We start from the raw sequence: 21,374 nt of genomic DNA, 5'->3' as shown, positions 1-21,374 counted from the left end.
CGAGTTGGCAGCACCTCAACCTCACACTTCTGCTGCATTGAACACCACCCTGCGTGACAGCTACGGCACCGTAGGCTCCCCCGTCCTACAGGGTCCAAAACGGCTGTTCCGTGACACATCTGCGCCTTGGGGTATACCCCAGAGTGACAGGCTCACTGTGACATAGACGGCCACTCATGACACCCCAACGGCATCTCGGCGTACCCCTGGCTTGGGCCGCCGCTCACGGTGGCGCGTGGAGTACTCCCCCTGCATGCCGACCTCCTGACCCCGCGACCACATCGTCGCGAGGCTCACATCAACAGAGTTGGTGCTGATGATGATTATCGTTACAGTGGTCTTTTGTGCCCCCTCCCACCCCCGCGGCTCCCGCCCCCTCCGATACGAGAGCCGCTACCGCCGGACGAACCCGTCGTCGTTTGCGTCTCCGGGCGTGGTTGATCTGCGCTTTCCTTGTGTTGGCGATCTGCGCGCTTGTTGTGGTCTCCGGTGCGGTTGGATCGGTGCAGGTGAGCCTGCGCGAGGCCGCGCACATCGTCCTCGGGCATCTGCTTCCGGGCATGCCGTGGATGTCGGACGGTTCTCTGTCGCGGTTGCAGGATCAGGCGGTGTGGCAGTTTCGCCTCCCACGCGCGTTGCTGGCGGGCCTCGCTGGGGCCGGGCTGGCGCTTGCGGGAGCGCTGATGCAGGTGACAGTCCGCAACCCGCTCGCTGAGCCGTACATCCTCGGTGTTTCTTCCGGCGCGAGCGTGGGCGCGGTGCTGGTGATCGTCTTCGGCTCCGCTGCGCTCGGTGGTCTGTCGTTGAATGTCGCGGCGTTCGTTGGGGCGCTGGCGGCGTGCGTGGCGGTGGCGATGCTCGCGCGCAAGAACGGCACGCTGTCACCGACTCGTATGATCCTCGCCGGCGTGGCTCTGGGAACCCTGCTGAGCGCGGTCACGAGCTATCTGACGATCTCCACGGATGCGCAGAACGTCGTCAGCGTGCTGTTCTTCCTGCTAGGGAGCGTGTCGGCGGCCACGATGAGCAGCCTCATCGGACCCGCTGTCGCTTTGTTGGTCTCGTGCCTGATCGCGGCGTTCTTGTCTCGGTCGCTGAACGCGTTGATGACTGGGGATGAGTCCGCGATTTCGCTCGGCGTGAACGCGAACCGGCTTCGCGGGCTGCTTTTGGTGGTCGCCTCGCTGCTGACTGGCGCGGTGGTGTCTGTGGCGGGCGGGATCGGGTTCGTCGGCCTCGTCGTGCCCCACATAGCCCGGATCATGGTCGGCGCCGATCACCGGAGGATGCTCCCGATCACCGTGCTCGGCGGTGCCGTGTTCCTGATGACGGCGGATCTGCTCGCCCGCACCGTGGCGCAGCCGACCGAGATCCCGCTAGGCATCCTCACCGCGTTCGTCGGCGCCCCGTTCTTCATGTGGCTGATGCGTCAGGGCGGGGCCGAGAAGGCGGGATTCGGACGATGAGAGTCGACTTCGAGAACATCACCGTCACCCTCGGCGGCCGCGATGTGGTGACAGACGCTTCGGTGACCGTGCAGTCGGGGCGGGTAGTCGGCCTGGTCGGCCCGAACGGGTCCGGGAAATCGACCCTGCTGCGAACCCTGTACCGCGCTCTCGCCCCGAAAACGGGAACCGTACGCGTCGACGGTAGCGATATTCGCTCCCTCAGCGGACGGCAGGCTGCTCGCACGGTATCGGTGATGCTGCAAGACCCGCCGACCGACTTCGATCTCAGCGTCGAGGAGACGGTGATGCTCGGCCGCGCTCCGCACCATGCGACTTTCGGCCGCGACACCACCGACGATTTGCGCATCGTGGATGAAGCGATGGCCCGCACGGCGATCTCCGAGCTCGCCGATCGCATGGTTGCAACCCTTTCCGGAGGGCAGCGTCAGCGGGTGATGCTCGCTCGGGCGCTTGCGCAGCAAACACCGGTGATGGTGCTGGACGAGCCGAGCAACCATCTCGACATCAGCCATCAGCATGAACTCATGAGCACAGTGCGCGGCATCGACTGCACCGTGATCGCCGCGCTGCACGATCTGAACCTCGCAGCCCAGTACTGCGACAGCGTCGTCGTACTGGCCGCAGGCCGCGTCGTCGCCGCAGGTCCTCCCGCCGACGTGTTCACCCCCGAGCTGATCCGCACCACGTTCGGCGTGGATGCCCGCATCCTCGGCGACACCACGGAGCCCGTGTTCGCCTTCCGCCGCCTCGAAACGACCAGTACCCCTGCTGACCGCGCCTCTGCACAACCCCCTGAAATAGAAAGCAGACCCTCACCATGACTGTTAATTCTCGAGCGAACCCTCGTGCCCGCCCCATGACCGTCGTTGCTCTCTCCGCTGCCGCGCTTCTGCTCGCCGGCTGCGGCACCGGCGTCTCCCCCGACACAGACCCGGATGACACTACGGATGCGGTGACGATTGAGAACTGCGGACGCGAGGTGACGGTCGACGGCGCCCCTGAAGCGGCGGTAGGCATGCACCCGGCGCAGACCGAATTGATGCTCCGCCTGGGGCTGGCTGACCGGCTCGCCGGGCAGGCCCAAACCACCGCGCAGGCCCTTCCGGACGATGTCGCAGAACTGGCAGAAGGTGTTCCGGTGCTCGGGGACATGGCCCCGCCCAGCCGTGAAGATCTCCTGGCTGTGGAGCCGGACTTCGTGTATTCGCCGACGACCTACGAGTTCTCGGCCGATCAGGGCTTTGCCAGCATCGAGCAGCTCGACGATGCCGGTGCCGGCGTCTACGTTGCCACTGGCGGCTGCGAGGACCGCCGCATGACCGGGAAGGTCACCGACCTGTTCACTGATCTGGAGAACCTCGGCGAGATCTTCGGCGTGCAGGACGAAGCCACAGGATTGATGGAGGAGAGCCAGACCACCCTCGATGAGGTCGCGGAAGTGACGAAGGATGTCGAGCCGCTCCGTGTCGCGCAGGTGTACTACGAGGGCGGTACCTTACAGGCCATCGGCGCAGGCATCGAATACGACATTCTGAACCTGGCCGGTGCGGACAACGTCTACACGCCCGACCAGGATGCGTTCTCTGACTTCTTCGCCGCGACCATCAGTCCCGAGTCCCTGGCCGCCGAGGAGCCTGACGCAATCGTGTTCGCCGCATATGACGAGGAGCACGAGGCCTCCACTCGCGAATACCTGAAAAGCACGTTCCCCGATATGCCCGCCGTGCAGGAGGATCGCCTGATCGTGGTCTCGACCTCGGACATGTTCCCCGGCACGCTCGGCAACATCTCTGCCGTGCAGCAGATTGCCGAGCAGCTCTACCCGGACGCCTTCTGACCGGTGATCCACCACAGGCTGCTCCAGCTCGCAGGCGCGATTCCCGGCGCGATCATCGTTCTCGCCGCCTGTGGGGTAGCCATCAGCGCGTTGCATGTCGGATTCGCGTTCACCCTCGCCACGGTCATCACTGCGCTGATTCGTGGCGAGGGCGTCCCCGTGCCGGCACTCGTGCTGCTGGCGGTCATCACCGTGGCGCGCGGGGCGGCTCTCTGGGGACGGGACCTGCTTGCCAACCGTATCGGGGCGACGGTGCGCATCAGGTTGCGCCGGCGCCTGCTGGATCGTCTCGCATCCGTTCCAGCGGCAGAACGGGACTCGGGCGCGACGGCGACGACGGTGATCGACGGTGTGGAAGGACTTGACCCTTACTACACCCGATATCTACCGCAGTTGCTAGTTGTGCTCGTCGTGCCCGCGCTGGTGGTCGCATTGGTGTGGCAGCACGCGCCCATGGCCGGGATCGTGCTCGCTGTGACCGCCGCCGTCGCAGTGCTCGCGCCACGTGCGTGGGATGCCCGGCTGCTGCAGAACGGCCGCACGCGGTGGGAGAGGTTCGCCCGGCTCTCGTCCGACTACGTCGAGGCTCTGCAGAACGTTCCCTTGCTGCGAGCATTCGGGGCGACCGACCGTACAGCCGCTCGGTTCGTTCGGGAAGCAGACGGGCTCAGAGATTCGACGATGCAGCAGCTGCGGCTCTCGCTGGTCGAGACGGGACTCAGCGCGATCGCCATGCACCTGGGCACCGTGCTCGCAGTCATCGCCACTCTCGTCGCCGTCACGAACGGCAGTGCGGGAGCGGCATCGGCGGTCGTGGTGCTCGTGCTCGCCCGCGAGTGTTTCCGTCCCGTGCAGGAGCTCGGCACGAACTGGCACGCCGGATATCTCGGCCTTACTGCCGTCGATGGCCTCGACCGCCTCCTCTCCATCCCGCTCGTCCCCAACGGGGACCATGACCGGCCGGCCCTCACAGGAACGATCGAGGTCACGGACGTTTCCTACAAGTATCCCGGCTCGGAGATGGGTGTTGCCGGGCTCTCACTGCGGATCGATCCGGGTGAGACGGTCGCGATAATCGGGCCATCGGGTTCGGGGAAGAGCACCCTGGCAAGGCTTCTCGAACGCGATATCGACCCCGACACCGGCACTCTCACCGTTGACCACATCGATCTTGGTGACTACACGAGCACAGCGAGGACACAAAGTGTGGTCGTGGTGCCGCAGGACCCCGTGCTGTTCGCATGGACGGTGACGGAGAACCTGCGGCTGTACCGTCCCGACGCGACCGACGCCGATATCGAGGAAGCCGCGAGAGCAGCGCGCATCCACGACACCATCATCAGCCTGCCCGAGGGGTACAGCACGGTGCTGGCGGAGAACGGAGAACAGCTCTCCGGCGGGCAGCGACAGCGCCTCGCCATTGCCCGCGCGCTGCTCTCACCGGCGCCCGTGCTGATCTTCGACGAGGTCACCTCCGCGCTCGATACCGGCACCGAACGTTGCATAGTCGACGCCCTCGCCAGAGCCACTGCCGATCGAACGGTCGCGATCATCGCGCACCGCGACACCGCCTTGGTCCACGCGACTCGTTGGATCGGTATGCGAGGCGGGCGGATCGTCGCCACCGGCACCGGCGCTCCCACCGGTTCGCAGTTCGCCTCGGGAGTGGCGCGATGAAGACGATTCTGCGGCTGCTGCCGCTCATCGCCACCCGACGCGGACTTTTCATCGAGACGGCCATCTGGAGCGCGTTCACCCAGGCCAGCGTGTTGGGTATCAGTCTCGGCATAGCCTGGACCGTTGGGCACGTCGTCGCAGGTCGGCCCGTCTCCATCCTGGTCGCTGGAGGTGCGTTGTCCAGTCTGGCGGTATTTGCGTCGCTGGCGGCATGGCGCGAGTCGTGGGTATCGCACGATCTGGCCTACCGGCTCATCGCCACTCTCCGTGGCCGCGTCTTTGATTCTCTGCGACGCTCGCTGCCGTTCCGTACCCGGCACCGGCGCACCGGCGATCTCACGACGACCGTGATCGCCGGTATCGAGACCCTGGAGTGGCTCTACGCCCACACCGTCGCACAGGCGCTCAGCGCGCTTCTCGTGCTCGGTATCAGCACGGTCGTGTCGATCACGATCCACCCGATCCTGTTGCTCATCTGGGTACCCCTGCTCACCATCGGTGTCACTGTGCCCCTGATTACGGCACGTCGCGCCCGACGCGACGGCGACGACCTCACAGCAGGAGCAGCCGCGCTGCGCTCGGAAGTGCTCGACACCATCCGCGGTATGCGCGAACTCGCGGGCGCAGGAGCGCTCGAGAAGCAGCTCGACCGGCTCACCGAGGACACCAGAGCACTCGCACGCGCCCAGACTCGGGAAGCTTCCCGGCTCGGAGCCGAACGCGGGATTGCCGACATCACTCTCGCCCTCGCCGCGCTCGGCGCGATCCTCATCATCCTCGTCGACCGCGCCTCGATCGCCCCCGCAGACATCCCACTCGCCGTCACTGTCGCGGTCGCCGGTCTCGGCCCCGCCGCACAGATCGCCGACCTGCTTCGCAATGCCGGCACTCTCCGGGCCGCAGCCGAGCGCATCACCGGAATCCTTGAACACCCACCAGCCGTTCATGCCACCACGCATCCTCATCGGCCGGATCCTGCGCCGGAGCTGGGGCTGGTGTTTGACCGCGTCGGGTTCGCGTATGACGGCGGCGAACGCGTACTTGACGACTTCTCCATGCAGATTCGGCCGGGAGAGACCGTGGCCCTCGTCGGACCATCGGGAGCCGGGAAGACGACAGCGGCGCGGCTCGCGCTGCGGATGTGGGATGTCGACGCTGGAAGTATCCGAATCGACGGCACCGATCTCCGCGATATTCCCGATGACGAGCTTCGTCAGGTCATCTCCACGGTTCCGCAGTCCTCGCCGCTTCAGCGCGGCACGATCCGCTCCAACATCATCCTCGGCAACCCCGACGCCCCTGATGATGCGATCCAGAAAGCAGCCAGTGCTGCCGGCTTATTCGACCCGAACACCAACCTCCCCAGCGGGCTCGATACCCCGATCGGTGAGCACGGGACGGGAATCTCTGGGGGGCAGCGCGCGCGCGTCGGCATCGCACGCGCGCTACTCAATAATCCCCGGGTGCTCGTGCTTGACGAACCGACAGCCTCGCTCGACCCTGAAGCCGATGCCGCGATCATGGACTTTCTGAACCGGTCAGAGGATCGTGCCGTGCTACTGATCGCACACCGACCCGACACAATCGCCACGACGAACCGCATCATCCGGCTTGGGGCCTGATACACGCTGCCCAGAAATGCCGTGGACGAGGGCTGCTCCACAAGTTGGGGACACTTGAATCAGACACATCTGCCACATTGAGCACCACCCTGCGTGACAGCTACGGCACCGTAATTTCTCCCGTCTACAGGGTCCAAGAACGGCCGATCTGACACAGATCTGCTCACTCGGGTATACCGAAATGGCGCGTCAAGTCGTTCCGTTGCCAAAGCGGAAGGTTGGTTCGGTGTACCTCGGCGACCGGCGGCGGGCTCACCCTCGTCGTGCTCGATCCAGTCGGGGCCCTCCTCGACTTTTCGCCGAACACTGCCTGCCGCACACGGAGAGCGTGAATGTGATGTCTCAGGACTTCGGTGACAGTTCTGTATCAGGACATCGGTGACAGTTGATGTCTCAGGACATCGGTGACGGTTCGGGGTTCTTCGGTGGCCGGCCTCGGCGTTTGCCGCTCCGTTGACCCGTGTGCTTGGAGGCGTATCGGATGCCGAGCGGGGGCCAAGCGTGCTCGGCCAGGATCTCGCCGTGAAGGTCGACGAACGTGACGCTGGCCTGTTCGACGAGGACGTGCACTTCCTGCTGGGCATGAGGGTAGGAGACCTGGAACGCGACGCCGTGGAGGGTGATCGTGCCGTTGTTGTTCACCACCCGTGTTCGTTCACCGGTCTGGATGACCCGCTCCCGGGGGAGCTTCCGGGAACGCTTCTTGCTGTCCCCGACGGACTCGATGATCAGGCTGGGCTCCACGACAGGCCGGGGAGACGGTGCCGGCTCAGTCGCGTCCCAGGCTTGGCGTGGTGTGATCCGTCCGGGAAGTCCCTGGTGAGGGCGTTGCTCGTTATAGATGACGTCGAACTCGTCGACCTGTGCTTGGAGCTCTTCGATGCTTCCCGCGATGGGCTGCTTGTCCAGCCAGCGGAACAAGGTCTGGTGGAATCGTTCGTTCTTGCCCTGCGTGGTCGGCTTGTAGGGCTTCCCGGTGATCGCCTCGACTCCCAGCGCGGTCACGTGGATGACGAGCTGGCCCTTCATCCCACGGCGCGTGGGGTTCAGCGCGGCTCCGTTGTCGGTGAGCAGACGCTGTGGAGTTCCGCAACGCGCGGTGCCCTTGTTGAACACCGCGATCGCTGCTTCAGCGGTCTCGCTGCCCGCCACGTGAGAGGCGACCGCGAGGCGCGAATGATCGTCCTGGAGCTGGAAGATCACGCAGGTCCGGCCGTTGGTGAGGACGTACTGGGTCGCATCCAGCTGCCAGCACGCGTTCGGTGCCGGATAGACGAACCGCCGCCAGGACGCGCGAGGCCGCTTCCTCGGCTCCAGTCGAGCCACGCCTCGTTCGCGGAAGATCCGTGCCAGGGCCGCGATCGATGGCGCTTCAAGTCCCATCGCTTTCATCCGGTCGTGGACGCTGATCGGACCGTGATCCAGCCCAGACGCTTCGAGTGCGGCGCGGACCTGAACAGCCTGGTCCTTGACCTCTTCATCGAGCTGGCCCGGGGAGGTATGTGGTCGTTTGGTGCGGGGCTCGAGCACGGCCGCGGGCCCATCGACGCGGGCGCGAGCACGGAGGACGTAGAACGTCTTGCGCGAGATGCCGTGCTCGACGCAGAACGTGCTCACCGACCCACGCGGCGCGTCATCAGGCCACCGCGAGATGGCCAGGCGGACAGTGGGATCGACGGGCTCGTTTCTGCTCACCGCCCATTTTTACCGGCGAAGTGTCACCACCAAGAGCCACGGAAGTGTCACCGATGTCCTGATACAGAACTGTCACCGATGTCCTGCGACATAACACACGGAGAGCGTGAACTAGGGCGCGTTGAACAAGTCCGACAGGTTCCGATGGACAGTTGCTCGGGGTTGGCGCCGGATCTTACTGAGTGAGCTGGAGCACCTTGACCGCGCTCCGCGAAAGCCCGGTGAACATTTACTTCGACCTCTTTGAGCTGCGCAGATAGGCTTGGCGTCATGAGCTGGATAGTGCGCACGAAGAGCGAGGCTTACCGCTTCCGGAACGCTGGGCGCATCGAGGTGGAGCAGACCGGGTCGTTGCACCAGGGGGATCCGATGCTTGAGTGGGGATCTGTCACAAAGACTGTCACTGCCCGGATTGCAGAGCTTCTTGACCGTGAGGGCTCGATCAGTTTGTCATCGCCCGTGAGCGAGTTTCTGCCGGAGACAGGACTCCCGAGGGAAGTGGATGTTCGCAGTCTTGCGGAACACACCTCGGGGCTACCGAGGCTGCCCAAGGGAATGATCAAGACTACGGCCGATGCTCGCGATCCTTACGCGAAGTACACCACTGAGCGTTTCGACTCCGACGTTTTGCCTGACATATCAGAGCAACTGCGCGGCCCTGTGGGCTCGTTCGAGTACTCGAATCTTGGATACGCGGTCCTCACGCGTCTGCTTGAGGTGGCCACCGGGAACGACTGGTGGACGCTCGCGGAGCGACACGTCTTCACCCCGCTCGGAGTCACGGACGTCTCGATAGACCCAGATCCAAATAGTGTTCCCGTCCTCCATACCTGGACTGGCCGCGCGTGCAGGCAGTGGAAGCTTTCTGGTCCATTCGTCGGCGCGGGAGGCCTCCACGGCACCTTCGATGCGCTCGAACGGTACGCCATTACCCGCGCACAGCAAACGCCTGGGGAAAAACCATTCGGGTGGGGGGATGACGGAGAACAATACTGGCATGACGGGGGAACCTTGGATCATGCCGCGTTCGTCGGGATTTCCTATGACGGGTTGAAGGCGGTTACTGTGCATACTCTGGGGTACAACGCAGGGCGGGTCAACAAGACCGTTGCACGCCTCAAGCGAAATTCTCACAGGGCATCGGCTACCACCCGCTTGGCAGGCTAATGACCTCGGTCTTGATCCAGATCAGCGTGGTAGCGAGGCTGATGCCGGCGCGGTAGTTGCGGGCCAGCTTGTCTGAGCGCATCGCGATCCCGCGCCACTGCTTGAGGCGATTGAAGCACCGCTCGACGACGTTGCGACCCTTGTAGCGTTCTTGCTGCTGGTGGCCGAAGTCGATGGGGCGGCCAGGCTTCCTGCGGCGGTGAGCGATCTGGTCGTCGCGTTCGGGGATCGTGGCGGCGATGCCCCGGGCGCGCAGCCATGCTCGGTTCGCCTTCGACGGATAGCCCTTGTCCGCGAGGACACGCTCCGGCCGGGTTCGAGGCCTGCCCTTGCCGGCGCGAGGGACGCAGATGTCCTCGAGCACGGCGGTCATCATCGTGGTGTCGTTGACGTTCCCTCCCGTGATCACCATCCCCAGCGGCCTGCCGCGCCCATCGGCGACGAGATGCAGCTTGGTGGTCAACCCGCCACGAGAGCGCCCAATAGCGTGGTCAGGCGGTTCGATCCACGGATCCTTGTGATTCGAGAGAGCCCCCTCGTCCCGCTTCAGTGTCGCGCCGTGCTGATGCACGCGCGCGATCGTGGAATCGATCGACACAACCCAGTCGACCTTCCCGGCCGCGTCTGCCTGCTTCTGCACCTCAGCCAGCAGCTTCTCCCAGGTGCCATCCTCAGACCACCGGGCAAACCGCTTGTAGATCGAGTTCCACTTCCCGAACCGCTCCGGCACATCCCGCCAAGGCGCACCCGTGCGGTATTTCCACGCCATCCCCTCGACCGCGAGCCGGTGATCCGACCACGGCCGAGAACGCCCCGACGCCGTCGGCATCAACGGCTCCATCACAGCCCACACCTCGTCCGAGATCTCGCGTCGCGCCACCACCCAAGACTCGCCCGCACGAACACGACACCACTTGATCAACGCGCCCTAGGCCAATGTGGTGCAGGGAGGGTCGACGAGCCGGACGCCGTCGGCCCGCGCCGCGCGAGCGACGAGGAATTCCCATGAGCACTCCCGACACCACCGGCAGCACCACCGGCACCGGCACCGTCAAGCGCGGCCTGGCGGACATGATGAAGGGCGGCGTCATCATGGACGTCGTCACCGCCGAGCAGGCGAAGATCGCCGAGGACGCCGGCGCTGTCGCGGTCATGGCCCTCGAGCGGGTCCCCGCGGACATCCGTGCCCAGGGCGGCGTCTCCCGGATGAGCGATCCGGACATGATCGACGGAATCATCAGCACTGTCTCGATCCCGGTGATGGCCAAGGCTCGCATCGGCCACTTCGTCGAGGCGCAGGTGCTGCAGCAGCTGGGCGTGGACTACATCGACGAGTCCGAGGTCCTCTCCCCCGCCGACTACGCCCACCACATCGACAAGCACCGCTTCACCGTGCCCTTCGTGTGCGGCGCGACGAACCTCGGCGAGGCCCTGCGCCGCATCACCGAGGGCGCGGCGATGATCCGCTCCAAGGGCGAGGCCGGCACCGGGGACGTCTCCGAGGCCACCAAGCACATCCGCACCATCTCCGCCGAGATCCGCGCGCTCGCTGCGAAGAACGAGGACGAGCTCTACCTCGCCGCGAAGGAGCTGCAGGCGCCCTACGCGCTGGTCAAGGAGGTCGCCGAGACCGGTCAGCTCCCGGTGGTCATGTTCGTCGCGGGCGGCGTGGCCACCCCGGCGGATGCCGCGATGATGATGCAGCTGGGGGCCGACGGGGTCTTCGTCGGCTCCGGGATCTTCAAGTCCGGCAATCCCGCCGAGCGCGCCGCCGCCATCGTCAGGGCGACCACCTTCCACGACGACCCCGCCGTGATCGCCGAGGTCTCCCGCGGGCTCGGCGAAGCGATGGTGGGCCTCAACGTGGCCGATCTGCCTGCACCGCACCGCCTGGCCGAGCGCGGCTGGTGAGCACCGGCGGCCGCGGGCCGCGGATCGGTGTGCTCGCGCTGCAGGGCGACGTGCGCGAGCACGCCCGGATGCTGGAGGCGCTCGGCGCCTCGGTGTCGCTGGTGCGCCGGCCGACGGAGCTGGCCGCGGTCGACGGGCTCGTGCTGCCCGGCGGCGAGTCCGGGGTGATTGACCGGCTCGCGCGGATCACCGGCCTGCGCGAGCCGCTGCGAGAGGCGATCGCGGGCGGCCTGCCGGTGCTCGGCACCTGCGCGGGGATGATCCTGCTCGCGGACCGGCTCCTCGACGGCACCCCTGGGCAGGAGACCTTCGGGGGTCTCGATGCGACCGCTCGCCGCAATGCCTTCGGCAGCCAGAGCGACTCCTTCGAGACGGACCTGGAGATCCCCGCCCTGGGTCCGCCCGCGGTGCGGACCGCCTTCATCCGCGCTCCGCTGATCGAGGAGCTCGGTCCGCGGGCGCGCGCCGTCGCAACGCTGCCCGACGGGCGGCTCGTCGGAGCGGAGCAGGGCTCGGTGCTCGGCATCGCCTTCCATCCGGAGGCGACCGGCGAGCAGCGCTTCCACCGCCGCCTGCTGGAGCGGGTCCGGGCCCGCTGAGCCCGGAGCCGGTGCTGGCTGCCCAAGGTCACGATCCGGCTGTCATGACTGGCCGGTCACTGGAAAGGTCTCGCGCGACGTCGGACAATCCCGGTATACGGCCCTGGCCGCCATGGCCTTCGCCGTCTCCCTAGGAGGCAGCCGTGAAGAAGCGAATCCTCTCTCTCCTCGCCACCTGCGCGATGATGTTCGGCCTGGCCGTGCTCACCCCGGCCACAGCCGTCGCCGCTCCCTACTGCGGCATCTACTGGGGCTCGTTGCCCGAATCGGCCTCGGGGATGTCCTCGGCCCAGATCGAGAACCTCCGCACCGGCCGGCACGCCTGTTTCGACCGGCTCGTCGTCGATCTCGAGGGGGATGTCTCCGGTTACTCGGTGGAGTACGTCCATCGCGTGACCGAGCTCGGCTCCGGATTCTCCGTCCCGCTCAGCGGCGGCGCCGACCTGGCGATCCTGGTCCAGGCCCCGGCTCACGACAGCGATTTCCGCGCCACCTACGCCCCTCGGAACCGCACGCAGGCGGTGGACGTGGACGGCTACCGCACCTTCCGTCAGGTCGCCTTCACCGGCAGCTTCGAAGGTCAGACCCTGATCGGGCTCGGCGTGCGTGCTCGGCTGCCGATGCGGGTGTTCACCCTGGACGGCCCCGGCGACGGCTCCCGTCTGGTCATCGACGTCGCCCACCGCTGGTGAGTCCGCACTCCCGCGCACCGTCCCCGGCGCAGCTCAGCGAATCAGTCGCCGGTCGCGGGCCTCGCGGATCGCGGCGGTGCGGCTGTCCACCCCGAGCTTGTCGTAGATGTGCACCAGGTGGGTCTTGACCGTCGACTCGGAGATGAACATCAGCTTCGCGACCTCGCGGTTGGTCGCGCCGGTGGCGAGCGCCTCGAGGATCTCGGTCTCCCGCGGGGACAGGGCGCTGTGCGGGTTGCTCATCCGCCGCACCAGGCGCTGCTGGACCTCGGGCGAGAGGATGCTCCGTCCGGCGGCGGCCTCCCCGACGGCGTCGATCAGCGCCGCGGTGGGTGAATCCTTGAGCACGTAGCCGGTCGCGCCGGCCTCGAGCGCGCCGACGATGTCCGCCTCTGCGTCGAAGGTGGTCACGGCCAGCACCTGCACCTCGGGGTGCGCGGCGCGGAGGCGCCGGGTGGTCTCGATGCCGCCGATGCCGTCGCCGAGGTTCAGGTCCATCAGCACCAGGTCCGGGGCCCCGGCGGGGGACGCGGCGAGCTCGTCGATCGTGCCCAGCGCCGCCGTACCGGAGCCGACCTCGGCGACCACCTCGATGCCCTCGTCGGCCTCTAGCAGGGCGCGCAGCCCGGCTCTGACCACGGGGTGGTCGTCGACCATCATGATCCGGATGCTCGCTGCTGCGGCAGCTCCGTCTGCTTCGCTGCTCATGCGTCGGACTCCTGTGTATGGGTCGGCAGGGTGAGGCCGACGGTGGTGCCCTCCCCAGGGGCCGAATCGATCGCCACGGTGCCGCCGGCGCGGGAGAGGCGGGTGCGCAGCAGGCGCAGTCCGTCGCCGCCCTCGTGGCTGCTGGTCGGGGCAGAGGGATCGAAGCCGCGGCCGTCGTCCACCACGTCCAGGCTCACCCGTCCCGGCCACCAGGCGAGGGTCAGCACGCACCGCTCGGCCTCAGCGTGCCGCTGCACGTTGGCGACCAGGGACTGGGCGGCGCGGTGGAGGGTCTCGACCTGGGCGGGGGCGAGCTCTCGTGGGGTGCCATCGACCCGCAGCTCCCAGCGGGGGCTCTCCCCCAGCAGCTCGGCGCGGGAGATCACTGCCCGCAGGGCCTGTTCGAGGGTAGTGCGGGGGGCGCGGTCGGCGAGGTCGCGCACCAGGCGGCGGGCGTCGGCAAGGTTCTCGCGGGCGGTGTCCTCGATGCGGGAGAAGGGCTCGGTGGCCTCGGGGTGGGCGCTGCGAGCCCCCCGGCTGAACAGGACGATGGAGTTCAGGCCCTGGGCGAGGGTGTCGTGGATGTCCTGGGCGAGGCGCTGGCGCTCCTCGGCGATGCCCTTGCGGCGCTCGGAGTCGGCGAGCTCGCTCTGGGCGGCGCGCAGCTGGGCGACCAGCTGCCGGTTGCGGTCGGTCTCGATCAGCAGCCGACGGTAGACCGCGTGGGCGATCAGCGAGAAGACGGCTCCGACCAGCGGGCCGAGTATCTCGCCGATCCCCAGGGACCATTGCTCACGGGCCAGCAGCGGGGCCAGCACCGCCCACAGCGCCACCGCCCCCAGCACCAAGGGTCCCGCCACCCGGCCGAGGGCGAACAGCACCAGGAAGAACAGCGGGAAGGCGATCCACACGAAGGCCGCGGAGACGAAGGTGCTGGCCATCCACACGAGGGCGAGGGCGAGGACCCAGCCGCGCGAGGGCAGCAGCAGATCGGTCCGGGCGGAGCGGCCGGCCTCTCCGCGGCGCAGCGCGAACCAGGAGCCGATCAGATAGATCCCGACAACCGCCGCGGCGGTGGCCAGGGCGAGCGGCAGCGGGACGGCGTCGGCGTCATGAGCACGGACGGCGCCGACGGCCGGCAGCACCGCGAAGGCCACGTGCATCGCACCGCGCAGGGTCCTGGCCAGGGCGGCGGCAGTCTCCTGGGGCGCCTCGGGGCCAGGGTCGGGGTCGGCGGAGCTGAAACCGTCAGGGTCGCCGAGGCCGTCGGCGTCGCGGAGCCCGGCGGGGTCGGAGGCGGGGGTGGAGGTCACCTCGCCACTCTAGAGGCGGGGCCGAGCGTGCGACATCGTCCGAAAGGTCGATCGGATCCCGTCGCGCGCACCGGTGAAGGCGGGTCCGGGACTCGCACCGGTGATCGCGGCCGCGGCTCACCCCTCGGCGGAGGCGTGCGCGAGCGCGGCGGCGGCGAGCGGACGCACAGCGCCCTCTCCCCACTGCGCCGCGGCGGCCTCACGGTCCTCGGCCACCTGCCCGCTCACCGTGAGGACCAGGCGCGTGCCGTGCCCGGTGCCCGGGCCGAGCTCGAGTCGCACGTGGTCGCCGGGCTCGCCATCGGCCGAGTCGAAGGCGAGCAGGGTCGGCGCCTCGACCTCGGTGACGTGGCCCAGCACCACCGAGGGAGCCAGCGGGGCGCGCAGCGTCTCCCTGACCACCAGCACCGGTGGCTCCTCGGACGGCTTCTCGCCACCGCTGACGAAGAGGTTCCAGGCGGTCTCCGCCGGGCACACGAGCTGCCGTGCGAAGCGCACGGTCCAGCCCTCGGCCCCCTCCTCGAGCTCCGGCTCGTCGAGCCCGAACTGGTCGGCGAGCTGCTCGTGCCGGACGCGCCGCGGCCCCGGGTTCGCGACCTCCCGGCCGTCGAGAACCGCGTCGAGACCCTCGAGGCAGGCCTCCCAGCCGGTCGCGAAGCTGGCGGCCCCGGGCAGGTCGGTGAAGCCGTGGACGAGGGTGAGCCGGGTGCTCTCACCCACCGGGTCCAGAACGATCCGCATCTCGTCGGTGTCCCAGGAGAAGCTCAGCAGTCGCGGGGCCTCGCACTCGAGGACCTCACCGAACTCCGCAGGTGTGCCGGCGGAATCGGGGGACCTCCACTCTCCTCCCGTCGGGGGTGCGCCGCAACCCTTCCGACGCAGCGGAAAGGCCGATGGTGAGGCGAGGAGGCTGAACAGCCGGCTCGCCTCACCATCGGCCCGTCCCTCACACCCGCGGAGCTCAGACCTTCGGGACGACCAGACCGGAGGCGCTCGAGCGCGCCGCCTCGAACCGTGCCTGGACATCCGCCCAGTTCACGATGTTCCAGATCGCCTTGACGTAGTCAGCCTTCACGTTCTGGTAATCCAGGTAGAAGGCGTGCTCCCACATGTCCAGCTGGAACAGCGGGATCGTCGCCACCGGCACCCCGTTCTGCTGATCGTAGAACTGCTCGATCACCAGGTTCCCACCGATCGGCTCATAGGCCAGCACCGCCCAGCCCGAACCCTGGATGCCCAGCGCCGCCGCCGTGAAGTGCGCCCGGAAGGCATCGAACGAGCCGAAGAACTCATCGATCGCCGCCGCCAGCTCACCGGTGGGCTTGTCGCCGCCCTCGGGCGAAAGGTTCTTCCAGAAGATCGAGTGGTTCGTGTGACCACCGAGGTTGAACGCCAGATCCTTCGAGAACTGGTTCACCGTCGAGAAATCGTTCGCCTCACGCGCCGCGGCCAGCTTCTCCAGCGCCGTGTTCGCGCCCTTGACATAGGTCGCGTGGTGCTTGGAGTGGTGCAGCTCCATGATCCTGCCGGAGATCGAAGGATCCAGCGCCCCGTAGTCGTAATCGAGATCAGGAAGTGTGTACTCAGCCATCATCGGTCCTTTCGTGGGGTAGATGTTCAGCGTATGACGTGACCATAGAACATCAAGCGTCCTTGAAGTCAACGCGGATCGTCACGGTTCGTCACCGGCGGATTCCTCGTCCTCGACGACGTCTTCGAGCCGGCGCGGGCCGGCGCCGGTCGCGGCGAGGGCGTCATCGGGATTCAGCAGCGCGCAGGCCTTCAGGGAGAGGCAGCCGCAGCCGATGCAGCCGGTGAGCTCGTGCTCGAGCCGCTCGATCGCGCGCCGCCGCTCCTCGAGCTTCTTCTTCCATCGTCGGGAGGCGCGCTGCCAGTCGGTGTGCGAGGGGGTGCTCTCCATCGGGACCTCGCCGAACGCTTCCCTCACGTCCGCCAGCGGCATGCCCAGCCGCTTGGCGACGGAGATCAGCGAGACCCGGCGCAGCATGTGGCGCGGATAGCGGCGCTGGTTGCCGCCGGTGCGCACCGAGCCCACCAGGCCGAGGTCCTCGTAGTAGCGCAGGGCGGAGGCCGCCACGCCCGTGCGGCGGCTCATCTCGCCGATGGTCAGCAGCTCGTCGGGCTCGAGTCCGGGGTTCACTCCGCTCCCTCCTCCTGGTCGCGCCTTGACCTCAAGTGCGCTTGAGATCCTACGCTCCTGGACGACGCCACAGGAAGGACCTCCCCATGACCTACGTGATCGCCCTGCCGTGCGTGGACGTGAAGGATCGCGCCTGCGTGGACGAGTGCCCCGTGGACTGCATCTACGAGGGCAACCGGATGCTCTATATCCAGCCCGACGAGTGCGTGGACTGCGGTGCCTGCGAGCCCGTGTGCCCGGTCGAGGCGATCTTCTACGAGGACGACACCCCGGACCAGTGGGCCGAGTACTACGACGCCAACGTCGACTTCTTCGACGACCTGGGCGCCCCCGGCGGCGCGGCGAAGATTGGCGTGATCGACAAGGACCACCCGATCATCGAGGCGCTGCCCACGCAGCCCAATCCGCTGGCCTGAGCGCCCTCGGCGGGCCTCGACCGCCTCACATCAGTGTCAGCTTCACCGACACGCCGCTGAACTGTGCTGATAAGCGCCCCGCGGACCGTACAGTGCGGTCATGACCGCTGTTGACATCCGTGTGACATCCGGGGATGAGGGCGTGCTGAGCATCGGCGAGCTGCCCTCTCGCACCCGTGTGAGCCCGCGCTCCCTGCGCTACTACGAGGAGCAGGGCCTACTCACCCCGCGGCGCACCGCGGCCGGGCACCGGCGCTTCGATGCCGAGGCCGTGGAGCGGGTGCTGCTGGTGCAGCGGCTCTTCGCGGCGGGCCTGTCCAGCACCGAGATCGCGCCGGTGCTGCCCGTCCTGTTCGGCGTCCATGACACCGCCGGCTCACTCGCCGCGCTGCGCCTCCACCGGGAGCGGCTCGCCCGGGAGATCGCCCGGCTCCGCGACACCACGGAGATCCTCGACGAGGTCCTCGAGGAGCACGAGCGCTCCTGATCCCTGCGGTGCCGGCTGGATGATCATCGACGTGGACACTCACGAGCGGGCGGTCGAGCTCGCTGGTGAGCTCTCGGCCGCGCCCGGCAAGGACGGCGCGCCGTTCCACGAGTGGCTCGAGCTGCGCCCCTTCTACGGCGTGACGCCCCCGACCACGGGATGAACGAGTCCCGGCTGTGGGAGCTGGTGCCCGCGGTGATCGGCGTCCTCCGCCGCCACGGCGCGGACGGCCGCCAGCACGGCGGAGCGGGATCATCTGGTGCGTCAGGCCGCGCGACTGCACTCCGGGTGATCAGGGACCGGCTCGGCCCCCGCGAATGTGCTCAGGAGACCTATGCGGAGCTGCCACACAGGTCCCCTGAGCACATTCTCCGACACCGCGCGTTCGATGCCCGATCAAGGACTCCGAGCAGGCGTGCCGCGTGGTGGACCCGCACCCCGCTTCAGCGGAGGTGGCGCTCGTAGGCCGCGGTGGTGAGGAAGGCGGGGAACTCCTCCCCCAGCACCGCCTCCTTCAGCAGCTCGGTCGCCTCGGGGAGCCGGCTCCTCCCGCCGCCGCCTCGCCCCGGCGCGCCTGCGAGCTCCTCGGCGCAGCGGTCGATGAAGTACTCGATCCGCTCCTTGACGATCGGCATGCCCTCCTCGGTGAGCATCCCCTGATTGATCCACTGCCACAGCTGGGATCGGGAGATCTCCGCGGTCGCGGCGTCCTCCATCAGGTGGTCGATCGCCACCGCTCCCTGGCCCTGCAGCCAGGAGTCGAGGTAGCGCAGCGCCACCTGGATGTTCTGCCGGATGCCGGCGGTGGTGATGGCCCCGCCCTCGACCCGCAGGTCCAGCAGGTCGGCGGCGGTGACGTGCACGTCCTGGCGCAGTCGCTCCAGCTGGTGGGGCCGTCCCTGGAGCACCGTGTCGAACTCGGCGCGGGCCGCGGGGATCAGGTCGGGATGGGCGACCCAGGTGCCGTCGAAGCCGTCGGCCGCCTCCCGGGACTTGTCCTCGCGCACCTTCGCGACGGCGTTCTCGGTGACCTCGGGATCGCGACGGTCGGGGATGAAGGCGCTCATCCCGCCGATCGCATGCGCGCCGCGACGATGGCAGGTGCTCACCAGCAGCTCGGTGTAGGCCCGCATGAACGGGACCGTCATGGTGAGCTGGCCGCGGTCGGGCAGGACCCGGATCCGCCCCCGGTCGCGGAACTGCTTGATCACCGAGAACAGGTAGTCCCAGCGACCGGCGTTCAGCCCCGCGCAGTGATCGCGCAGCTCATAGAGGATCTCGTCCATCTCGAAGGCCGCCGGCAGGGTCTCGATGAGCACGGTGGCGCGGATCCTCCCGTGCTCCAGGCCCAGGTGCTGCTCGGCGAAGGTGAACACCTCATCCCACAGCCGCGCCTCATGATGCGACTCGAGCTTGGGCAGGTAGAGGTAGGGGCCGGCACCGCGGGCGATCAGCTCGCGGGCGTTGTGGAACAGGTACAGGCCGGCATCCACCAGCGAGGCGGAGGCTCGGCAGGAGCGGCCATCGGCCCGCTGATACCGCAGCTGCTGCTCGGGCAGGTGCCAGCCGCGGGGCCGGAACACGATGGTGGGCGTGCGCTCCCCGAGCCGGTACTCCTTGCCCTCATCGGTGACGAAGTCGATCCGCCGACGGATCGCATCGTGCAGGTTCAGCTGCCCGGTGATGACGTTGTGCCAGGTGGGGCTCAACGCGTCCTCGCCGTCCGCGAGCCACACGTTCGCCCCGGAGTTCATCGCGTTGACGGTCATCCTCCGGTCGGTGGGGCCCGTGATCTCCACCCGACGGTCCTCCAGGCCCGGACCGGCCCCGGCGACGCGCCAGGTCGGATCGTCCCGGATCGCGGCCGTCTCGGGGCGGAAGTCGAACATCGCACCACCCGAGATCGCCTCGCGCCGCATCGCTCGGGCGGTCAGCAGCTGGGAGCGGCGCGAGGCGAAGCGGTCGTGCAGCGCGGCGAGGAAGTCCAGAGCCTCGGGGGTGAGGATCTCCTCGAAGCGGTGCTCGTTCGGCCCGAGTTGCTCGATCCAGCTCGGTGAGGGGGTGGTCGGCGTCGGTTGCGAGGGCCCGCTGCCGGTCGGGGTGGGGCGCTGGTGCTGGGTGAGAGTCATGGTCCTGCTCCTTCGGGGAGGTGGTGCGTGGGGGCCGACGGCGGGGCGCGGGCCGGTACGTGGGGGTGGGAGGCGCCGTTCAGAACTGCGCCGTCTCGGTGGAGCCGACGAGTGCGAGGGTGCTCGAGCTCGGATTCAAGGCGGTGGCGACCCGGTCGAAGTACCCGGTGCCCACCTCGGCCTGGTGCTTGTGCGCCGTGAAGCCGTGCTCGGCGGCGGCGAACTCCGCTTCCTGCAGCTCGACATAGGCGCTCATCTGCCGCTCCTGGTAGCCGGAGGCCAGCTCGAACATCGAGTGGTTCAGCGAGTGGAAGCCGGCCAGGGTGATGAACTGGAAGGCGTAGCCCATCGCGGCCAGCTCGCGCTGGAACGAGGCGATCTGCGCATCGTCCAGGTGCCGCTTCCAGTTGAAGCTCGGCGAGCAGTTGTAGGCGAGCTTCTGTTCGGGGAAGTCGCGGTGGATCCGCTCGGCGAAGGTGCGGGCCAGCTCGAGGTCCGGCTCGGCGGATTCGACCCACAGCAGGTCCGCGTACTCCGCATAGGCCAGACCGCGGGCGATCACCGGTTCGATCCCGGACTGCACCTCGTAGAAGCCCTCGGCGGTGCGCTCCCCGGTCAGGAAGGGCTGGTCACGCTCGTCGATGTCGCTGGTCAGCAGGTTCGCGGCCAGCGCATCGGTGCGGGCGATGATCACCGTCGGCGCCCCCGCCACATCCGCGGCGAGACGGGCGGCGCTGAGGGTGCGCACGTGCTGGGAGGTGGGCACCAGCACCTTGCCTCCCATATGGCCGCACTTCTTCTCGCTGGCCAGCTGGTCCTCCCAGTGCACGCCCGCGGCGCCGGCCTCGATCATCGAGAGCATCAGCTCGTAGGCGTTCAGCGGTCCGCCGAAGCCGGCCTCGGCGTCGGCGACGATCGGGGCCATCCAGTCACGGCTGGTGGAGCCGGTCTCGGCATGCTCGATCTGCGCGGCGCGCTGCAGGGCGTTGTTGATCCGACGCACCACGGCGGGCACCGAGTTGACCGGGTACAGCGACTGGTCGGGGTAGGTCTTGCCCGAGAGGTTGGCGTCGGCCGCGACCTGCCATCCGGAGAGATAGATGGCCTGCAGCCCGGCGCGGACCTGCTGGACGGCCTGGTTGCCGGTCAGCGCACCCAGCGCCCGCACCCAGTGCTCCGGGTCGGCGGTGTTCTCCTCGATGAGGTCCCACAGGGTCTCCGCGCCGCGGCGGGCCAGGGTGCGCTCCTCGCGGACAGGACCGGCCAGCGCGATGACGTCGCCTGCGGTGTGGTCCCGGCGCACATTCCGCCAGCGGGGATCGATCTCCCAGTCGCGGGCGAGCTCCTGGGCGGTCAGGGTCTGGTCGCCGTGGCGGGGAGTGCCGGGCCGGGCGGAGGGAGTGGTCGGGGTGGTCATCGTCGGCTCCTCGGATCGTGCGGTGTGCGGTGATGTCCTCGACGAACTTCATCGAGTAGTCACACTCTGCGGGC

Annotated in this window: 21 protein-coding genes; 12 read left to right on the top strand and 9 right to left on the bottom strand. The window is 68.0% G+C overall.

Annotated features, from left to right (window positions below; genetic code table 11):
- The first annotated feature begins 455 nt into the window (after positions 1-455).
- From ACT3UF_RS09990 to ACT3UF_RS09970, 5 genes are read left to right on the top strand one after another with little or no spacing between them, the layout of a single operon-like run.
- A complete protein-coding gene (locus ACT3UF_RS09990; RefSeq protein ID WP_377802436.1) occupies positions 456-1,466 on the top strand; it encodes a FecCD family ABC transporter permease in 1,011 nt (336 codons plus the stop codon).
- Positions 1,463-2,290: an ABC transporter ATP-binding protein gene (locus ACT3UF_RS09985; protein ID WP_343926435.1), complete on the top strand. Its 828-nt coding sequence runs from the start codon at positions 1,463-1,465 to the stop codon at positions 2,288-2,290. Before ACT3UF_RS09990 ends, ACT3UF_RS09985 begins: the two co-directional genes overlap by 4 nt.
- A gap of 35 nt (positions 2,291-2,325) precedes the next feature.
- Positions 2,326-3,306, top strand: a complete 981-nt coding sequence (locus ACT3UF_RS09980; protein ID WP_343926433.1) for an ABC transporter substrate-binding protein — start codon at positions 2,326-2,328, stop codon at positions 3,304-3,306.
- Between the two features lie 3 nt (positions 3,307-3,309).
- Positions 3,310-4,983, top strand: coding sequence for an ABC transporter ATP-binding protein/permease (locus ACT3UF_RS09975; protein WP_343926431.1), 1,674 nt, complete (start codon positions 3,310-3,312; stop codon positions 4,981-4,983).
- Complete coding sequence (locus tag ACT3UF_RS09970) at positions 4,980-6,605, top strand: ABC transporter ATP-binding protein (RefSeq protein ID WP_343926429.1); 1,626 nt, start codon at positions 4,980-4,982, stop codon at positions 6,603-6,605. The genes ACT3UF_RS09975 and ACT3UF_RS09970 overlap by 4 nt, the downstream gene beginning before the upstream one ends.
- A gap of 393 nt (positions 6,606-6,998) precedes the next feature.
- Here the strand turns inward: ACT3UF_RS09970 and ACT3UF_RS09965 are convergent, their stop codons facing one another.
- Positions 6,999-8,300: an integrase core domain-containing protein gene (locus tag ACT3UF_RS09965; RefSeq protein ID WP_158541900.1), complete on the bottom strand. Its 1,302-nt coding sequence runs from the start codon at positions 8,298-8,300 to the stop codon at positions 6,999-7,001.
- 270 nt (positions 8,301-8,570) lie between these two features.
- On the opposite strand from ACT3UF_RS09965, the gene ACT3UF_RS09960 reads away from it, so the two are divergent.
- Positions 8,571-9,467, top strand: coding sequence for a serine hydrolase domain-containing protein (locus tag ACT3UF_RS09960; RefSeq protein ID WP_343926288.1), 897 nt, complete (start codon positions 8,571-8,573; stop codon positions 9,465-9,467).
- Here ACT3UF_RS09960 and ACT3UF_RS09955 read toward each other — a convergent pair.
- On the bottom strand, positions 9,445-10,350 hold the full coding sequence (locus ACT3UF_RS09955; protein WP_101602041.1) for an IS5 family transposase: 906 nt from the start codon (positions 10,348-10,350) through the stop codon (positions 9,445-9,447). The two genes, ACT3UF_RS09960 and ACT3UF_RS09955, sit on opposite strands and share 23 nt — an antisense overlap.
- Before the next feature lie 122 nt (positions 10,351-10,472).
- Between ACT3UF_RS09955 and pdxS the strand changes: the two genes are divergently transcribed.
- The 3 genes from pdxS to ACT3UF_RS09940 all read left to right on the top strand — a co-directional run bounded on the left by pdxS (position 10,473) and on the right by ACT3UF_RS09940 (position 12,669).
- Complete coding sequence (gene pdxS / locus ACT3UF_RS09950; protein ID WP_444502696.1) at positions 10,473-11,378, top strand: pyridoxal 5'-phosphate synthase lyase subunit PdxS; 906 nt, start codon at positions 10,473-10,475, stop codon at positions 11,376-11,378.
- Entirely contained in the window at positions 11,372-11,977 is a 606-nt protein-coding gene (pdxT, locus tag ACT3UF_RS09945; protein WP_441459052.1) for a pyridoxal 5'-phosphate synthase glutaminase subunit PdxT, read from the top strand. The genes pdxS and pdxT overlap by 7 nt, the downstream gene beginning before the upstream one ends.
- A gap of 143 nt (positions 11,978-12,120) precedes the next feature.
- Positions 12,121-12,669: an AMIN-like domain-containing (lipo)protein gene (locus ACT3UF_RS09940; protein WP_441459026.1), complete on the top strand. Its 549-nt coding sequence runs from the start codon at positions 12,121-12,123 to the stop codon at positions 12,667-12,669.
- Between the two features lie 33 nt (positions 12,670-12,702).
- Here ACT3UF_RS09940 and ACT3UF_RS09935 read toward each other — a convergent pair whose 3' ends face one another.
- From ACT3UF_RS09935 to soxR, 5 genes are all read right to left on the bottom strand, one after another.
- A complete protein-coding gene (locus tag ACT3UF_RS09935; protein ID WP_441459024.1) occupies positions 12,703-13,377 on the bottom strand; it encodes a response regulator in 675 nt (224 codons plus the stop codon).
- Positions 13,374-14,690 carry a histidine kinase gene (locus ACT3UF_RS09930; RefSeq protein ID WP_444502695.1) on the bottom strand — a complete coding sequence of 439 codons (1,317 nt, stop codon included), beginning with the start codon at positions 14,688-14,690 and terminating at the stop codon, positions 13,374-13,376. The genes ACT3UF_RS09935 and ACT3UF_RS09930 overlap by 4 nt, the downstream gene beginning before the upstream one ends.
- Positions 14,691-14,807: 117 nt before the next feature.
- Positions 14,808-15,716, bottom strand: a complete 909-nt coding sequence (locus tag ACT3UF_RS09925; RefSeq protein ID WP_441459021.1) for an SRPBCC domain-containing protein — start codon at positions 15,714-15,716, stop codon at positions 14,808-14,810.
- Entirely contained in the window at positions 15,652-16,281 is a 630-nt protein-coding gene (locus ACT3UF_RS09920; RefSeq protein WP_441459019.1) for a superoxide dismutase, read from the bottom strand. The genes ACT3UF_RS09925 and ACT3UF_RS09920 overlap by 65 nt, the downstream gene beginning before the upstream one ends.
- 81 nt (positions 16,282-16,362) lie before the next feature.
- A complete protein-coding gene (gene soxR / locus ACT3UF_RS09915) occupies positions 16,363-16,851 on the bottom strand; it encodes a redox-sensitive transcriptional activator SoxR (protein ID WP_444502694.1) in 489 nt (162 codons plus the stop codon).
- Between the two features lie 86 nt (positions 16,852-16,937).
- Between soxR and fdxA the strand changes: the two genes are divergently transcribed.
- The 3 genes from fdxA (at position 16,938) to ACT3UF_RS09900 (ending at position 17,917) form a co-directional block, all read left to right on the top strand.
- Positions 16,938-17,267, top strand: coding sequence for a ferredoxin (gene fdxA / locus ACT3UF_RS09910; RefSeq protein ID WP_441459016.1), 330 nt, complete (start codon positions 16,938-16,940; stop codon positions 17,265-17,267).
- A 100-nt stretch (positions 17,268-17,367) separates the two neighbouring features.
- Positions 17,368-17,754, top strand: a complete 387-nt coding sequence (locus ACT3UF_RS09905) for a MerR family transcriptional regulator (protein WP_444608288.1) — start codon at positions 17,368-17,370, stop codon at positions 17,752-17,754.
- A gap of 19 nt (positions 17,755-17,773) precedes the next feature.
- Entirely contained in the window at positions 17,774-17,917 is a 144-nt protein-coding gene (locus ACT3UF_RS09900; RefSeq protein WP_444502693.1) for a hypothetical protein, read from the top strand.
- Between the two features lie 280 nt (positions 17,918-18,197).
- Here the strand turns inward: ACT3UF_RS09900 and aceB are convergent, their stop codons facing one another.
- Both aceB and aceA read right to left on the bottom strand, forming a co-directional pair.
- The gene (gene aceB, locus ACT3UF_RS09895) at positions 18,198-19,883 is read right to left on the bottom strand and encodes a malate synthase A (RefSeq protein ID WP_444608287.1); all 1,686 of its coding nucleotides are present in this window, start codon (positions 19,881-19,883) and stop codon (positions 18,198-18,200) included.
- 79 nt (positions 19,884-19,962) lie between these two features.
- Positions 19,963-21,300 (bottom strand): isocitrate lyase, encoded by a 1,338-nt coding sequence (gene aceA, locus ACT3UF_RS09890; RefSeq protein WP_441459011.1) that lies wholly within the window; start codon positions 21,298-21,300, stop codon positions 19,963-19,965.
- Positions 21,301-21,374: the final 74 nt, after the last annotated feature.

Source organism: Brachybacterium sp. AOP24-D1-21, assembly GCF_052378665.1.
Taxonomy (GTDB): domain Bacteria; phylum Actinomycetota; class Actinomycetes; order Actinomycetales; family Dermabacteraceae; genus Brachybacterium.
The sequence above is the reverse complement of the archived record's forward strand: the minus strand, read 5'-3'. Positions and strand labels throughout refer to the sequence as shown.

What these genes read in the sequence shown, in the direction of transcription:
- ACT3UF_RS09985 (WP_343926435.1), top strand. Translation starts at nt 1,463, where the DNA reads ATGAGAGTCGACTTCGAGAACATCACCGTCACCCTCGGCGGCCGCGAT.
- ACT3UF_RS09980 (WP_343926433.1), top strand. Translation starts at nt 2,326, where the DNA reads ATGACCGTCGTTGCTCTCTCCGCTGCCGCGCTTCTGCTCGCCGGCTGC.
- ACT3UF_RS09960 (WP_343926288.1), top strand. Translation starts at nt 8,571, where the DNA reads ATGAGCTGGATAGTGCGCACGAAGAGCGAGGCTTACCGCTTCCGGAAC.
- aceB (WP_444608287.1), bottom strand. Translation starts at nt 19,883, where the DNA reads ATGACTCTCACCCAGCACCAGCGCCCCACCCCGACCGGCAGCGGGCCC.
- ACT3UF_RS09900 (WP_444502693.1), top strand. Translation starts at nt 17,774, where the DNA reads ATGATCATCGACGTGGACACTCACGAGCGGGCGGTCGAGCTCGCTGGT.
- ACT3UF_RS09905 (WP_444608288.1), top strand. Translation starts at nt 17,368, where the DNA reads ATGACCGCTGTTGACATCCGTGTGACATCCGGGGATGAGGGCGTGCTG.
- fdxA (WP_441459016.1), top strand. Translation starts at nt 16,938, where the DNA reads ATGACCTACGTGATCGCCCTGCCGTGCGTGGACGTGAAGGATCGCGCC.
- ACT3UF_RS09920 (WP_441459019.1), bottom strand. Translation starts at nt 16,281, where the DNA reads ATGGCTGAGTACACACTTCCTGATCTCGATTACGACTACGGGGCGCTG.
- ACT3UF_RS09925 (WP_441459021.1), bottom strand. Translation starts at nt 15,716, where the DNA reads ATGTCCAGGCACGGTTCGAGGCGGCGCGCTCGAGCGCCTCCGGTCTGG.
- ACT3UF_RS09935 (WP_441459024.1), bottom strand. Translation starts at nt 13,377, where the DNA reads ATGAGCAGCGAAGCAGACGGAGCTGCCGCAGCAGCGAGCATCCGGATC.
- pdxS (WP_444502696.1), top strand. Translation starts at nt 10,473, where the DNA reads ATGAGCACTCCCGACACCACCGGCAGCACCACCGGCACCGGCACCGTC.
- aceA (WP_441459011.1), bottom strand. Translation starts at nt 21,300, where the DNA reads ATGACCACCCCGACCACTCCCTCCGCCCGGCCCGGCACTCCCCGCCAC.
- ACT3UF_RS09970 (WP_343926429.1), top strand. Translation starts at nt 4,980, where the DNA reads ATGAAGACGATTCTGCGGCTGCTGCCGCTCATCGCCACCCGACGCGGA.